Consider the following 14,174-nt stretch of genomic DNA (forward strand, 5'->3'; position numbering starts at 1 on the left):
CAAATAGGGCAACGATTCACCCGTTTCAGTGATTAGTGCGCTTAATGCGGCCCGTCGCGAACCTTCCTTCGCTCACCCAGTGCGACTTTGTCGGCCATCGATACCGGTCGGAAAAACACAAAGTCATATGAAATGAGGTGAGCGGATGAAATCCGCCGTACAAAGGGTTGCCGTCGGCGCCGCCGTCACGGCGCTGATCGCAGGGGTCGCGGGCTGCTCAGTGGTCGGGAAGGACGCCCAGCAGGAAGGTGCACCGGGTGCGAAGAAGGCCGGAGCGCCCAAGCTCGCACCACGGCTCATCGGCGACGGCTCGACTGCGTACACGGGAGTTCAGCCGGCCCAACTCAAACCGGAACGTCTCAAGGCGGGTGAGAAGCCACCCCAGTTCGTCGTGTTCTCCTGGGACGGGGCAGGCGAGGACAGCCAGAAACTCTTCTCCCACTTCCGCAAGGTCGGCAAGAAGTACAACGCGACCATGACGTACTTCCTCAGTGGTGTTTATCTGTTGCCCGAGGCGAAGTCGAGCCTCTATCTTCCGCCCCAGCACTCCGCAGGTCGGTCGGACATCGGATTCAATGATGCCGAGGGCATTCGGAACACCGTGCGGGAGTTGCGCGGGGCCTGGCTGGAGGGCAACGAGGTGGGCACCCACTTCAACGGCCACTTCTGCGGTGCGGACGGCGGGGTGGGGACCTGGTCGGTCGACGAATGGAAGAGCGAGATCAGCCAGGCCAAGTCCTTTGTGAAGAACTGGAAGACCAACTCCGGCCTCACTGCGGAACAGCCGCTGCCCTTCGACTACGAGAAGGAAATGGTCGGGGCGCGCACGCCGTGCCTGGAGGGACGCAAGAACTTCGTTCGCGCCGCCAGCGAACTCGGCCTCCGCTATGACACCAGCGGGGTCAACGACCAGATCTGGCCCGAGAAGGAACTCGACGTCTGGGACCTCTCCCTCCAGTTGGTGCCGGTGCCCGGTCGGGACTTCGAGACCCTCTCCATGGACTACAACTTCATGGTCAACCAGTCGGGGACGGTCAAGGGCGACCCGGCCTCCCACGCCTACTGGGGCAATCAGATGCGCGATGGCCTCGTACAGGCATTCGATCGCGCGTACGAGGGCAACCGGGCACCGTTGATCATCGGCAATCACTTCGAGTCCTGGAACGGCGGCACCTATATGCGCGCCATCGAGGAGACGATCGCCACGGTCTGTGTGAAGAAGGACGTCAAGTGCGTGTCCTTCAAGCAGCTTGCGGACTGGCTCGACGCTCAGGACCCCGAGGTCCTGGCGAAACTGAGGACCCTGAAGGTGGGGGAGGAGCCCAAGGGCGGCTGGGCGACGTACCTCACTGCCGCCCAGCCTGCGAAGTCCGGCCGTGAGAAGGCCAAACCGGTCAAGCCCGCTGCTCCCGCAGAACCTGCCAAGCCCGCCGCTCCGGTGGTTCCGGCGGGCAAGCCAGCGGAAAAGGACTGATCGAGCGGCTCCCGCGCAGGCGCGGGGCCCGAGATCAGGCCGGTAGTGGAGCGCCGACCTCCGCTACTCGCTCCCTCAGTACGAAGGCGGGGTCGACCTGGGCCGCCAGGTCGACCCCCGTCTTGGCATTGCCCCAACTCTCCGCGTTCCTGAGATGGAAGTGGACCATCTGGCGCGTGTACCGCTCCCAGTCGCGATGGTCGTACGAGTCGTCCGCCGCGTTCTGAAGGGCCTGGAGCGACATCCGATTGTCCGCTTCCAGCAGCTCGAACGGGCGCGGTCGACCCTTCTCCATCGCCCGTACCCAGTCGGAGTGGCCCACGGTGATCAGCAGGTCGTCACCTACCTCCTCGCGGAGGAAGTCCACGTCGTCCTGCCCCTGGACCTTGTTGCCCACCACCTTGAGCGATACGCCGAAGTCCCGTGCGTACTCCTTGTACTGGCGGTAGACCGAGACGCCCTTGCGGGTGGGTTCGGCGACCAGGAACGTCATGTCGAAGCGGGTGAACATCCCGGAGGCGAAGGAGTCCGATCCTGCGGTCATGTCCACGACCACGTACTCATCGAGCCCGTCGACGAGATGGTTGAGACACAACTCCACCGCCCCCACCTTGGAGTGGTAGCAGGCCACACCCAGGTCGGACTCAGTGAAGGGGCCGGTGGCCATCAGCCGGATGTCACCGTCGTCCAGACGGACCGTGCGTGCGCACGCGTCGTAGATGGGGTTGTCCTCGTCGACCCTCAGCAACTGCGAGCCCTCGCCCGGAGGAGTCGTCTTGATCATGCTGTCGGGCGAGGCGATACGGGGGTTGGAACCGCGCAGGTACTCCTTGATCAACGGGAGGTGGGCGCCCATGGCCGGCAGTTCGGCCGTCTGAGTCTCATCGAGCCCGAGCGCTGCTCCGAGGTGCTGGTTGATGTCGGCGTCCACAGCGATGACCGCAGCTTCATTGGCGGCCAGATGACGGATGAAGAGCGAGGACAGCGTGGTCTTCCCGCTGCCGCCCTTCCCTACGAAAGCGATCTTCATGTTCACCTAGGGTAGTAGCTCTATGTCGCCCCGCTGTCATGCAGCGTGAAGAAGACCACTCCAAGGTGGGGTGCGCGCCGAGGGCGCGTAGCCTCGCTGGCTATGAGCACGCATGCTTCGTCCGCTGCATCGGCAGGGTCCGTTCCGTCGGATGCACAGGCCCCCACCGCCGCACCCTCTTCCTCTGCGGCTGCCGTCACTCCGGCAACTCCGGTCCGCGCCGATGTCAGAGACGGCATCGGATCCGGTGCCCCGTCGGAGGGGGCCGGAGCAGGGGAACGGCGCGTCGGCCAGGACATCTCCGGCGCGGACGGCACGTCCTTCGGCGCCTCCTCTGAGTCCGGGGTCTCCCTGCCGCCTTCCTCGCCCCGAGCGGGAGCGACCCCGAGTGGGAAGGCTCCGCGTGGAGCGGGGAGCGATGCTTCGGTGCCGCCAGGGGGCGACCCGTTGGTTGCTCTGGCGTCCCTGACCGGTGTCACGGAAGCCGTCGAGGCCATGCGCAAGGCTGTCGATCGTGTCTACGGGCACCGCGTCATGCGGCGTCGCAGCAACGAGGTGACCTCCGAGGCCGCGCTGCGCGGGGCGCGTGGTTCCGCCGCGCTGGCTGGAGCTGACTGGGCCCTGGAGGAGGTGCGCAGGCGTACTGACTTCAGCGGTGACCCCGAGGCCCGCACGGTGGGGGCGGCATTGCGATTGACAGCGGAGGCGGGGCAACTCCTGTCCGTCTGGCGGCAGTCGCCGCTGAGGGTGCTGGCCAGGCTTCATCTGGTTGCTTCGGGCAATGCCACGGAGGAGGCAACCGTTGGACGCCCACGACTCGTAGGCGAAGCGGTCGACGAACCCTTCATCCAGGCGCCGCTGCCCAGCGCGGATGAGGTCGCGGGGCGACTGGACGGACTGGCTCGACTGATCATTTCAGGGTCTTCCGCGCCTGCTCTGGTGATCGCTGCCGTTGTTCACGGCGAGTTGTTGGCGCTGCGTCCTTTCGGTTCTCACAACGGTCTCGTTGCTCGGGCGGCAGAGCGGATTGTGCTGATCGGCAGTGGGCTCGACCCCAAGGCCATCTGCCCTGCGGAAGTGGGCCATGCCGAGCAGGGGCAGGCTGCTTACGGTGCGGCCTTCGAGGGATACCTGTCCGGTACGCCGGAGGGCATGAGCGATTGGTTTGCGCACTGCGGTCGCGCGGTTGAGCTGGGTGCCAGGGAATCGACGGCGGTCTGCGAGGCGCTCCAGCGGGGAGCGGCCTGAGGGGCGCTGCAACGGGGAGCGGCCTGAGCCGGTTGCGGTATCCGCTGGGGTGGGCGCCGTCTGGAGCCGCTCGATCGTGCCTGGCTCGGCGTGTCACTCGCCCTCGGGAGGGTTTCCCCCGGGTCACTCGCCCTTGCGGAGAGTCCTGCCTGCATGTGATGCGGCCTGTGTGGCTGACGGATGCCGTGCGGGCTGGGAATGGCGCTGGCAGGGAAGGGCCTCGTGGGCGCCACGGCCCGTGCTGGCAAGTGGGCCTGGCTGCCGGTCAGCGGCCCGTTATGTGCTCGTCGAAGCGCCCGCGCTGCGGGCGTGTCGACATGGTTGCGGCGGTACCGATATCCGGCACCGCCGCTGGCATGTCCGCCGAGTTACCAAGCGTCCTCGAAGATGTGCCCATCAGGTCGGGAACTTCTGCCCGTCACCTGGTGCGGCTGGCCCGTATTCGACGGGTCGACGTCGCGTGGGTGCTCAGCTTTCATGCTTCGGTCCGTGGGGCCTTGATGCGTTTCTCGGTGATCCTCTCGGATGTCCTTGGTCTCGCGGGCCGTTGACTCCTTTGTACTCCGGTACGCGAGGAAGCGGAACCCCTGGCTCAACTTCTTTACTTTTAGCTTCAAATACGGGCAAGTCGGTCGGCTATGCCTTCGAGGGCCCCGGCGGCTGCTTGCGCGGCTGTACTGCGCCGGCGGCTCGCGTACCAAACGAGCCCCGCTGTCGCTGCTGCCGCACCCACTGCGGCAGCAGCAACCAGAGCCGGCCGGGGTGGCATCGAGAAGGCAGGTAGGCGTTGCTTGAGCCGGACGGGTCGGTTGAAGACGAGAATCGGCCAGTCTCGTACGGTTGCTTCCCGACGGAGAGCTCGGTCCGGGTTCACGGCGTAGGGGTGGCCGACCGACTCCAGCATGGGAACGTCGGTGATGGAGTCGCTGTATGCGTAGCAACGTGAAAGGTCGTACCCCTCGGACTCGGCCAGTTCTCTGATGGCCTCGGCCTTGGTGGGTCCGTAGGCGTAGTACTCCACCTCCCCCGTGAAGCACCCGTCCTCTCCGACCACCATGCGCGTCGCCACGACTCGATCGGCGCCCAGCAGCTCACCGATCGGCTCGACCACCTCCGCGCCGGAGGTGGAGACGATCACCACGTCCCGGCCTGCGGTGTGGTGCTCCTCGATCAGGGAAGCGGCCTCGTCGTAGATGATCGGGTCGATGAGGTCGTGAAGGGTCTCGGCGACGATCTCCTTCACCTGCTGGACGTTCCAGCCCTTACAAAGCGCGGAAAGGTACTCGCGCATGCCCTCCATCTGGTCGTGGTCGGCACCGCCAGCAAGAAAAACGAACTGGGCATAGGCGGTGCGTAGTACGGCCCGCCGGTTGATCAGGCCGCCTTGGTAGAAGGACTTACTGAAGGTCAGTGTCGAAGACTTCGCAATGACCGTCTTGTCCAGGTCAAAGAACGCAGCTGCGCGAGGCAAGGAGTGGTTATCCACGAGCAGAGCATAGGTGCCCGCCATTCGGCGTACGCCTGGGCGTGTGGGTTTGCCTGAGAAGGCTCTCGGGTACACCATGGAAGTCACGGATCGTTCGCGACCGTGCTAACCCGGTCCGGCTCCTCCCCCCCCGAGTCGGCCGGAGAGACGACCCCCGCTCTCCCCCCCGGCGGGGGTCGTCGCATGTCCGGGCGGGTTTTCTCTTGTGGGTCGAGATCCATTTCGATGGCTGACCCCCTTTCGTGGGCCGTTTGCGTCCTGGGCATCCACCACTCTGCAACGTCACTGTGCGTAGTGGAAGAGGTGCGGCTGGGAGTCACCGGTATGGACTACCGAGTTATTCACAGGCGGCTAGTTGTCCACAGCTTTTGAGCAAGATCCACACGATTTTTCGGTGTGCTCCACCGTGATTCCAGCCGCGGCAGTTCGCGGACAACAGGAATCGCCGATCCCGTTTCTAGGCGAGATCGAAGTAAGTGGGGGGCGAAGTGGCTGGATCACTCACGTCTAAGACAGTCCCGGTCGTCGAAGGTCCGCGGGAGGGACCTCTGATCGTCACCGAGGACACGGACCTTCTCGACGATCTGCTGCGGTTGTGCGCCGCAGCGGGAGTAGAGCCGGAAGTGCATCACTCGGTGCCGGAACACAGGGGCGGCTGGGAAGCGGCTCCCCTGGTCCTCGTCGGCGACGATGCGGCTGAGCGTTGTCGCGGGGCGACCCGCAGGCGAGGCGTGCTGCTGGTCGGCCGAGACCAGGACGATCCGAACGTCTGGCGTCTGGCGGTGGAAATCGGTGCCGAGGGCGTGCTGCGCCTGCCGGATGCCGAGGGGTGGCTGCTCGACCGGATCGCCGATGTGGCCGAAGGTGTCGCTGCCCCGGCCCTGACGGTCGGGGTGGTCGGAGGCAGCGGTGGGGCGGGGGCGTCGACACTGTCCTGCGCCCTGGCGATCGCGGCTGCGCAGGCGGGCCAGAGGACCATGCTCATCGATGCTGATCCATTGGGCGGAGGCATCGACGTACTACTCGGCGGTGAGCGAACACAGGGGATGCGATGGCCTGATTTCGCCGGGTCCAAGGGGAGGGTCGCAGGTGGCGCGCTGGAGGAATCGCTGCCTGAACTGCATCAGTTGAGGGTGCTCAGTTGGGACCGTGGGGATTCGGTGCTCGTCCCGCCGGAAGCCATGCGGTCGGTGCTGGCCGCTGCGCGCCGCCGTGGTGGTGTGGTCGTCGTCGATCTGCCGCGTCGAGTCGACGAGGGAGTGGCAGAGGCACTTGCCCAGCTTGATCTGGGGCTGTTGGTTGTGCCGGGTGAGTTGCGGGCGGTGGCCGCCGCCAATCGAGTGGCATCCGTGGTCGGGATGGTGCTTCAGGACCTGCGGGTGGTCGCCCGAGGCCCCTACGGCGCGGGACTGGACGAGGCGTGGGTGGCAGCCTCGCTGGGGCTGCCGTTCGCGGGCGAGGTGCCCTGGGAGCCTGGTCTGCCCTCAGCCCAGGAACAGGGAGCGCCACCGGGTGGATCGCCAGGACCCTTGAGCCGGTTCTGCGGGGAGTTCTGGGGCCGGGTGCTGCTGACGGGGAGCGCTGCCTCATGACCACTGGACTGCTGGATGCCGTACGACAGCGCCTGGCCGAGAGCGGTGCCGAGCCCACGCCCGCACGAGTCGCCGCTGCGCTGCGAGCCCACGGACGCTTGTTGGGCGATGCCGAAGTGCTCGGCGGCACCGAGACGCTGCGCTGCGAACTGGTGGGCACGGGGCCTCTGGAGCCGTTGCTTGCCGACCCGGCGGTGACGGACGTCCTCGTCTCCGCTCCCGACCGGGTGTGGGTCGATCGAGGGCGCGGCCTGGAACTGACCAGGGTCACCTTCACCGACGCGGCTTCGGTCCGCAGGCTGGCCCAGCGGCTGGCGGCAGTGGCGGAACGTCGGTTGGACGATGCGCGTCCCTGGGTGGACGCACGTCTACCGGACGGGACCCGGATGCACGCGGTGATCCCCCCGGTGGCGGTCGGCTCCACCTGTCTGTCACTGCGGGTGGTTCGCCCCCGGGCGTTTTCCCTGGAAGAACTGGTCGAGGCAGGGACCGTACCGCCTGGAGGCGAGCGGGTCCTGCGTGCACTCATCGATGCCCGGGCCTCGTTTCTGATCAGTGGAGGCACGGGCACGGGCAAGACCACGCTTCTTTCGAGCCTGCTCGGACTCGTCGGCGAGCACGAGAGGTTGGTGCTCGCCGAGGACTCGGGGGAGTTGCGGCCCGATCATCCGCATGTGGTCCGTCTGGAGTCGCGCACGGCGAATCAGGAGGGAGCGGGCCAGGTGACGCTACGGGAGTTGGTGCGGCAGGCGTTGCGCATGCGCCCGGACCGACTGGTCGTCGGTGAGGTCAGGGGGCCCGAGGTCACGGATCTCCTCGCAGCCTTGAATACGGGACATGAAGGTGGTTGTGGGACAGTTCATGCGAATGCCGCATCGGACGTTCCGGCTCGCCTGGAGGCGTTGGGGATGTCCGCGGGACTCGACCGGGCCGCTCTGCACAGTCAGCTCGCCGCGGCCTTGTCGGTGGTCATCCATCTGACCCGGGACCGGGACGGTCTTCGACGGCTTGCCGAGGTCCATGTCCTGGAGCGGAATGCGGTCGGGCTGGTGCAGACGGTTCCCGCGCTGCGTTGGCAGCCCACCGGGTTCGCCCCCGAACAGGGCTGGCCGCAACTGTGCTCCCGGATCGGTGGCGCACCATGAGGGCACCTGAGCCGACTCATGTCGCAACTGTCTGCGCGGGCGCCATGGCGTGGTTGGCAATGAGGCAAGAATCGGGCGGGACGCGGTCCCGGCTCCTCCTGTCCGGTGGCGGCGAGTTCCGACCGACTCCCTGGTGGTCGGGAGCGGGTCTACGGCCATGGATGCAACGAGAGCTGCCACGACGGCGGGAATGGCTCTGTCTACCGGTGGGCTTGCTCCTTGCGGTGCTCGGCAAGTCGGTCCTGCCCCTGCTGGCAGGCGCCGCGGCGGTTCCGCTGGTGAAGCGCTGGCTCACGGCACGGGAACGGGCCGGCCAGCGGGATCTTCGCGCCGAAGCGGTGATCGCCTTCTGTGGGTCGTTTGTCGGTGAGCTGCGCGCGGGGCTCCAGCCGGCCCAGGCACTTCTCACGGCAGCTCGAAGCGTGGGGGGCCTCGGTGCGGCAGAAGCCTCGGTGTTGGCAGCCGCCCGGTTCGGCGGCGATGTGCCGCACGAGTTGAGGGTGGCTGCCCAGGAGCCGGGAGCGGGGGGACTGGCCGGAGTGGCCGCTTGTTGGCGGGTCTCGGTCGACGGAGGCGTGGGGCTTGCGGCCGGTCTCGATCGACTGGAGGCCGCGCTCAGAGCCGAACACGATCAGCGCGCCGACGTAACTGCCCACCTGGCGGGTGCCAGATCGACGATTGCCCTGCTGGCGCTCCTGCCCGTGGTGGGGCTTGCCATGGGGTGGGCATTGGGTGCGGATCCGCTACGCGTACTGCTGCACACCCCGGCGGGACTGGCCTGTTTGCTGATCGGGGGAGCCTTGGAGGCCGCCGGAGTGTGCTGGGCCGTGCGCATTGTGCGGAAGGGGCAGGTGGCTCACACGGGGAGCGGGCCGTGAGCGATACGCCGCAGACCCTCGGAGCCGTCGGACTGGCCCTTGCGGTCCCTCTGGGCATAGGTGTCTCGCTGACCTGTCGCAGCCGTGAACGCAGCTTGCGACGCAGAGTCGAACACCTGATGGGTAGGGAACGGGTCCAACTGGCTCGGCGTCGCAGCTCCTCGTTGCACACGGCGCGGCGCTGGACGGCCCCGCTGGGGGCGGCGACCGCAGGATTCGTACTGGTCGAAGACCTGCTCGGGGCAGTTCTGGGACTGCTTGCCGCCTATGCGGTGTGGCGCTGGCAGCGAAGTCGTGATCCGGGACCGTCGCCGGACGAGGACGCCATCGAGCGCCAACTTCCCCTTGCAGCAGATCTTCTGGCGGCATGCGTGTCGGCGGGCGCCGGTCCACGTGAGGCCGCCGAGGCAGTCGGTGACGCACTGGGTGGACCGGTCGGCGAGCAACTTACCAGGGTCGCAGCTCAGTTGCGGCTGGGCGGCGAGCCCGTCGCCGCCTGGGGCGGGTTTGCTCGGATACCTGGGGCCGCCGCGTTGGCCCGATGTATGGAGCGCGCGGATCTGACCGGTGCGCCCGCGGCGGAGTCGGTGTCGCGGTTGGCGGAACGACTGAGGGCTGACCGGGCGCGGATGGCGGTCGGCCGAGGGCGCACCGCGCAGGTGTTGATCACCGCACCGGTGGGGCTGTGCTTCCTGCCCGCCTTCTTGGCCGTCGGTGTCGCACCGGTCGTCATCGGCCTTGCCGGCGGGCTGCTGAACGGCAACTGAACCAACAAACCACGGGGGTTGAGATGAAGCGAGTAGGACGACGTCTGGGGTCCGCCCTTCGCTGGGCACACCTCAGGGCTCGGCTCAGGGCGGGTCGGAGGGACGGGGGCATGACCACCTCCGAGTACGCGATGGGCACGATCGCGGCCTGTGCCTTTGCGGCCGTGCTCTACAAGATCGTCACGAGTGGAGCTGTCTCGGATGCGTTGGGGTCGCTGGTGGGGAAGGCGCTCGATGTGCAGTTCTGAGCGGGGAGATGAATCAGCGGATCGGGGTTCGGTGACCGCAGAGGCAGCCGTTGCCGTACCGGCGCTGGTGATCTTCACCCTCTCTCTGGTGTGGGCCCTGATGTCGTCAGCGGCACAGATCCAATGTGTGGACGCCGCTCGGGCGGGAGCCCGTGCGGCGGCCCGTTCCGAGCCGACCACCACCGTGCTAGCCGCGGCGAAGGCCGCAGCGCCGGAGGGGGCACGGGTCGCCGTGGAGCGGGAGGGGGACCTCTGGCGGGTCCGGGTGGAGTCGCCGGCGCCCGGACCGGATGGATTGGGGATCACGCTCAGCGCAGAGGCCGCGGCTCACGCGGAAGACGCCCTGGTGGGCGCCGAGCCGGTTCCGGCAGGGGCGAAGGGAGCGCTGCAATGACGCTGGGAGAGGCCCTTCCTGGTGAACGAGCCCGGATGTCTGCCGCGGCCGACCGTGGTTCGGCAACGGTGTGGACCGCCATGGCCGTGACCACGCTGTGCCTCGTCTTCGTCGCGGTACTGGCGCTGGGCCAAGCCGTGGTGACCCGTCACCGAGCGTCCACCGCAGCTGATTTGGCGTCGCTCGCCGCCGCGAGCCATGCGTTGCTCGGCCCGGCTCCCGCCTGTGCGAAAGGGGCGATGGTGGCCCGGGCGCAGGGGGCCGAGGTGGTGCGATGCGCGGTGCGGGGCGAGGTCGCCGAGGTGACGACCAGAGTCCCATTCGGTCCGTACGCGCCCGAGGCGAGGGCCAGGGCGGGTCCGCCGGAGGCGATGGAGTTGCCGGTTGCACTCTCCGGCGCCCGCGGAGTCGAAAGGGGGTCTACTCGGCACTCAGTGGGGCGCCTTTGAGGAGCTCCGTCAACAGCCGGACAGCGGCCCGTTTGTGGAGAGGTTCGTTGCCGTTGCCGCACTTGGGGGACTGAATGCATGACGGGCAGCCCGCCTCGCATTCGCAGGCTGCGATGGCCTCCCGGGTCGCGGCCAGCCAGCCGCGTGCCGTGTGGAAGGCCCGTTCGGCGAACCCGGCGCCTCCCGGATGCCCGTCGTACACGAAGACCGTCGGCAGCAAGGTGTCCGGGTGGAGCGGGACGGACACCCCGCCGATGTCCCAGCGATCGCAGGTCGCGAAGAGCGGCAGCATCCCGATGGAAGCGTGCTCAGCCGCGTGCAGGGCACCGCCCAACTGCTCGGGATTCACCCGGGCGGCGTCCAACTGGTCCTCCGTAACCGTCCACCAGACGGCCCGTGTGCGAAGGGTGCGGGCCGGCAGGTCGAGCTTGGTCTCGCCGAGCACCTCGCCGGTGATCAGTTTTCGACGAAGGAAGGAAACCACCTGATTGGTCACCTCGACGGAACCGAAGCAGAGACGTCCATCGCCCCAGGGGACTTCGGTGTCCGTGGCGAGGACGGTGATGGCCGTCGTGTCACGGGCGGTGGTCGAGTACGGAGGGTTGGCCTCCTCGACGAGGGCGACGGCACCATGAGGGTCGGCCAGGTCGAGTTGACTCACCAGATAGCTGCGCCCCTGGTGGAGGTGGACGGCCCCCTCGTGGACGGTGGTGTGGGCGGCCGATTCGTCGACCGTGCCCAGCAGCCTGCCGGTCGCGGCTTCCACGATCTGCACCGGAGGGCCGCTCTCGCCCCGGATGTCGGTGAGGTCCGCAGCCCGTTCCCGACGGGTCCAGTGCCAGCCGGTGGGGCGACGGCGCAACAGTCGAGCCGCCACGAGTTGGGGCATCAGGTCCGCCGCCGCCGGACCGAAGAGTTGGAGATCGTCTTCAGTGAGCGGGAGTTCGGCTGCCGCGGCACACAGATGCGGGGTGAGCACATACGGATTGTCGGGATCGAGGACCGTCGACTCCACCGGCTGTTGGAACAGCGCTTCGGGGTGGTGCACCAGATAGGTGTCCAAAGGGTCGTCCCGGGCGACGAGCACCGCCAGGGCGCCGCCTCCCGAGCGCCCGGCGCGACCCGCCTGCTGCCACAGGGACGCCCGGGTGCCCGGGTAGCCGGCGATCACGACGGCGTCGAGGCCGGAGACGTCCACGCCGAGCTCCAGGGCCGTCGTGGCGGCCAGGCCCAGGAGTTCGCCGGAGTGCAGTGCCCGCTCCAGTGCCCTGCGCTCCTCCGGCAGGTAGCCGCCACGGTAGGCGGCGACCCGCCGAGGCAGCGAGCGGTCCACCTCCGCCAGACGTTCCTTGGTGATCAACGAGATCAGTTCGGCGCCCCGGCGGGACCGGACGAAGGCGACCGTGCGGATTCCCTGCACGGTCAGGTCGGTGAGGAGGTCCGCAGTCTCGGCGGTCGCCGTACGGCGTACGGGAGCACCCTTCTCGCCATGGAGTTCGGTCAGCGGTGGTTCCCAGAGGGCGAAGACGAGTTCACCACGGGGAGAAGCGTCATCGGAGACCTCCCGGACGGGAAGGCCCGTGAGCCGTGTCGCGGCCACCGCGGGCTCTGCCGCCGTGGCCGAGGCGAGGAGGAAGACAGGATCGGCGCCGTAGCGCGCACATATCCGACGCAGCCGGCGCAGTACCTGGGCGACATGGGAGCCGAAGACACCCCGGTAGGTGTGGCACTCGTCGATCACCACATAGCGCAGGGCTCGCAGGAAGGAGGACCAGCGGGGGTGTGAGGGCAGGATGCCGCGATGGAGCATGTCCGGGTTGGTCAGGACGTAGGTGGCGTACTGCCGGACCCATTCCCGCTCCTCGAAGGGAGTGTCGCCGTCATAGACGGCGGGGCGGATCCGGTTCCCCAGGGGAGCCGCGAGCTCCTTCACCGCACGGCACTGGTCGGCCGCCAGGGCCTTCGTAGGCGCCAGGTAGAGCGTGGTGGCTCCGCGACCGTTCGGGGCCTCTGAACCGTCGAGGAGGGCTGTGAGGGCGGGCGCCAGATAGGCCAGCGACTTCCCGGAGGCCGTTCCCGTGGAGATGACGACCGATTCCCCGGCCAGGGCGTGCTCGGCCGCGACCGCCTGGTGCGCCCAGGGTCGGTCGATGCCCGCCTGCTGAATGGCGTTGATCACTTCTGGGCGGATGCGGTCGGGCCAGGAAGCATGGCGTCCCGGCCGCGGGGGCAAGTGCTCCGTATGAGTGATGCGCGCAGCCCGGCCCGCCCCTGCGGCGAGTCGGGCAAGGACTACACCGGGGGAGGGGCGGGTTTCCCCGCTCTCGGGTGGTCGATTGGGACGGAGATTCTTGGCCATCGGCACCGAGTGTGTCACTGGCGTGACGGACAATGGTCCCAAGGCGTCGTGCATGGCTGCTGGTAAGTGATTGAATGCCATCGCGGCTGGCGACCGTCCTCCGGCTCCGCCGGGGAGACCTAATTGGGGGCGGCCGCTCGATAGCAAGGTGCTGGAGGATCCGTGGACCTGTCCCTGTCGACTCGCAATGTGTCTGGGCCTGCAGGCGACCGTACGGTCGTCGAGGTCGGTGGCGAGATTGATGTGTATACCGCGCCCAAGCTGCGCGAGCAGTTGGTCGAGTTGGTGAACGACGGCAGCTATCACCTGGTTGTCGACATGGAGGGCGTGGACTTCCTCGACTCCACTGGGCTCGGTGTGCTGGTGGGCGGCCTGAAGCGCGTTCGCGCGCATGAAGGGTCGCTGCGCCTGGTCTGCAACCAGGAGCGCATTCTCAAGATCTTTCGGATTACGGGCCTGACCAAGGTGTTTCCCATTCACACCACGGTCGACGAGGCCGTTGCTGCCACCGACTGATGTCGGACGGTGGTTCTGACCGGCGGAGGCTGGTCGGGACCACCGGGAGCACCGAGAGAGCAAGGGGCACCGGGCACCCAGCCCGGGCCCCTGAGAAGCACGCCCGTACGTCCGAGGGGGATCGCATGGCGACCGTCGAACTGCGCTTCAGCGCCCAGCCTGAGCATGTGAGGACCGCCCGTCTGGTGGCCGCTGCCGTGGCGCGACGGGCAGGTGTCGACGAGGCCGTACTGGATGAGGTGCGCCTCGCGGTCGGTGAGGCGTGCAGTCGGGCCGTTGGTCTGCATCGAAGTCATGGTGTGGATGCGCCCATCCGAGTGGTCTTGACCGATGAGGAGAAGGCTTTCTCCATCGAGGTCGGGGACGAGGTTCCCCTGCCGGGCGCCAGCGGTTCACCGGACGCATCCGGTGCTGCGCGTGGTGTCGATGAGGACGCCGACGGTGAGGACGAGATGGGTCTTGCGGTCATTAGGGGACTCGTCGACGACATGGACGTCAGTTCCAGCGACGTCGGTGGTGTCATCCGGATGAGCTGGCCGACCACCCCTGCCATTCTGTTGCCCTGAGGCATCTGCCCCTGAACCGTTC

The 14,174-nt window shown here is 67.7% G+C and carries 14 protein-coding genes; 11 read left to right on the forward strand and 3 right to left on the reverse strand.

All coding sequences use genetic code 11. The features are described 5' to 3' along the window. Positions 1–145 precede the first annotated feature (145 nt). A complete protein-coding gene (locus tag ACFXJL_RS07930; protein WP_384636121.1) occupies positions 146–1,474 on the forward strand; it encodes a hypothetical protein in 1,329 nt (442 codons plus the stop codon). A gap of 34 nt (positions 1,475–1,508) precedes the next feature. Here ACFXJL_RS07930 and ACFXJL_RS07935 read toward each other — a convergent pair whose 3' ends face one another. Beyond that, positions 1,509–2,510 carry an ATP-binding protein gene (locus ACFXJL_RS07935; RefSeq protein WP_384690249.1) on the reverse strand — a complete coding sequence of 334 codons (1,002 nt, stop codon included), beginning with the start codon at positions 2,508–2,510 and terminating at the stop codon, positions 1,509–1,511. A gap of 420 nt (positions 2,511–2,930) precedes the next feature. Here ACFXJL_RS07935 and ACFXJL_RS07940 point away from each other — a divergent pair, with 420 nt between their 5' ends. Further along, positions 2,931–3,752 carry an oxidoreductase gene (locus ACFXJL_RS07940; RefSeq protein WP_384690349.1) on the forward strand — a complete coding sequence of 274 codons (822 nt, stop codon included), beginning with the start codon at positions 2,931–2,933 and terminating at the stop codon, positions 3,750–3,752. Positions 3,753–4,365: 613 nt separating this feature from the next. Here the strand turns inward: ACFXJL_RS07940 and ACFXJL_RS07945 are convergent. Next, on the reverse strand, positions 4,366–5,262 hold the full coding sequence (locus ACFXJL_RS07945; RefSeq protein WP_384636127.1) for an HAD family hydrolase: 897 nt from the start codon (positions 5,260–5,262) through the stop codon (positions 4,366–4,368). A 464-nt stretch (positions 5,263–5,726) separates the two neighbouring features. Between ACFXJL_RS07945 and ssd the strand changes: the two genes are divergently transcribed. The 7 genes from ssd to ACFXJL_RS07980 are packed head-to-tail and all read left to right on the forward strand — an operon-like array spanning position 5,727 to position 10,711. Continuing rightward, positions 5,727–6,830: a septum site-determining protein Ssd gene (ssd, locus tag ACFXJL_RS07950; RefSeq protein WP_384690253.1), complete on the forward strand. Its 1,104-nt coding sequence runs from the start codon at positions 5,727–5,729 to the stop codon at positions 6,828–6,830. Further along, positions 6,827–7,975, forward strand: coding sequence for a TadA family conjugal transfer-associated ATPase (locus ACFXJL_RS07955; RefSeq protein WP_384690256.1), 1,149 nt, complete (start codon positions 6,827–6,829; stop codon positions 7,973–7,975). The genes ssd and ACFXJL_RS07955 overlap by 4 nt, the downstream gene beginning before the upstream one ends. Continuing rightward, on the forward strand, positions 7,972–8,853 hold the full coding sequence (locus tag ACFXJL_RS07960; RefSeq protein ID WP_384690258.1) for a type II secretion system F family protein: 882 nt from the start codon (positions 7,972–7,974) through the stop codon (positions 8,851–8,853). Before ACFXJL_RS07955 ends, ACFXJL_RS07960 begins: the two co-directional genes overlap by 4 nt. Then, positions 8,850–9,620, forward strand: coding sequence for a type II secretion system F family protein (locus tag ACFXJL_RS07965; protein WP_384690261.1), 771 nt, complete (start codon positions 8,850–8,852; stop codon positions 9,618–9,620). Before ACFXJL_RS07960 ends, ACFXJL_RS07965 begins: the two co-directional genes overlap by 4 nt. A 23-nt stretch (positions 9,621–9,643) precedes the next feature. After that, complete coding sequence (locus ACFXJL_RS07970; protein ID WP_384690264.1) at positions 9,644–9,868, forward strand: DUF4244 domain-containing protein; 225 nt, start codon at positions 9,644–9,646, stop codon at positions 9,866–9,868. A 31-nt stretch (positions 9,869–9,899) separates the two neighbouring features. Beyond that, complete coding sequence (locus ACFXJL_RS07975; protein ID WP_384636137.1) at positions 9,900–10,262, forward strand: TadE family type IV pilus minor pilin; 363 nt, start codon at positions 9,900–9,902, stop codon at positions 10,260–10,262. 35 nt (positions 10,263–10,297) lie between these two features. Then, complete coding sequence (locus tag ACFXJL_RS07980) at positions 10,298–10,711, forward strand: Rv3654c family TadE-like protein (RefSeq protein ID WP_384690267.1); 414 nt, start codon at positions 10,298–10,300, stop codon at positions 10,709–10,711. On the opposite strand, the gene ACFXJL_RS07985 is transcribed toward ACFXJL_RS07980, so the two are convergent. Continuing rightward, entirely contained in the window at positions 10,683–13,151 is a 2,469-nt protein-coding gene (locus ACFXJL_RS07985) for a DEAD/DEAH box helicase (protein WP_384690269.1), read from the reverse strand. The two genes, ACFXJL_RS07980 and ACFXJL_RS07985, sit on opposite strands and share 29 nt — an antisense overlap. An 81-nt stretch (positions 13,152–13,232) precedes the next feature. Between ACFXJL_RS07985 and ACFXJL_RS07990 the strand changes: the two genes are divergently transcribed. Next, positions 13,233–13,586 (forward strand): STAS domain-containing protein, encoded by a 354-nt coding sequence (locus ACFXJL_RS07990; RefSeq protein WP_250921495.1) that lies wholly within the window; start codon positions 13,233–13,235, stop codon positions 13,584–13,586. 125 nt (positions 13,587–13,711) lie between these two features. Beyond that, positions 13,712–14,152 (forward strand): ATP-binding protein, encoded by a 441-nt coding sequence (locus ACFXJL_RS07995; protein ID WP_358876623.1) that lies wholly within the window; start codon positions 13,712–13,714, stop codon positions 14,150–14,152. Positions 14,153–14,174: the final 22 nt, after the last annotated feature.

Source organism: Streptomyces sp. NPDC059256 (assembly GCF_042753785.1).
Classification (GTDB): Bacteria; Actinomycetota; Actinomycetes; order Streptomycetales; family Streptomycetaceae; genus Streptomyces.

Excerpts from the sequence above, each read along its gene's own strand:
- ACFXJL_RS07970 (WP_384690264.1), top strand. The coding sequence starts at position 9,644 with ATGAAGCGAGTAGGACGACGTCTGGGGTCCGCCCTTCGCTGGGCACAC.
- ACFXJL_RS07995 (WP_358876623.1), top strand. The coding sequence starts at position 13,712 with ATGGCGACCGTCGAACTGCGCTTCAGCGCCCAGCCTGAGCATGTGAGG.
- ACFXJL_RS07930 (WP_384636121.1), top strand. The coding sequence starts at position 146 with ATGAAATCCGCCGTACAAAGGGTTGCCGTCGGCGCCGCCGTCACGGCG.
- ACFXJL_RS07980 (WP_384690267.1), top strand. The coding sequence starts at position 10,298 with ATGTCTGCCGCGGCCGACCGTGGTTCGGCAACGGTGTGGACCGCCATG.
- ACFXJL_RS07955 (WP_384690256.1), top strand. The coding sequence starts at position 6,827 with ATGACCACTGGACTGCTGGATGCCGTACGACAGCGCCTGGCCGAGAGC.
- ACFXJL_RS07945 (WP_384636127.1), bottom strand. The coding sequence starts at position 5,262 with ATGGCGGGCACCTATGCTCTGCTCGTGGATAACCACTCCTTGCCTCGC.
- ACFXJL_RS07985 (WP_384690269.1), bottom strand. The coding sequence starts at position 13,151 with ATGGCATTCAATCACTTACCAGCAGCCATGCACGACGCCTTGGGACCA.
- ACFXJL_RS07960 (WP_384690258.1), top strand. The coding sequence starts at position 7,972 with ATGAGGGCACCTGAGCCGACTCATGTCGCAACTGTCTGCGCGGGCGCC.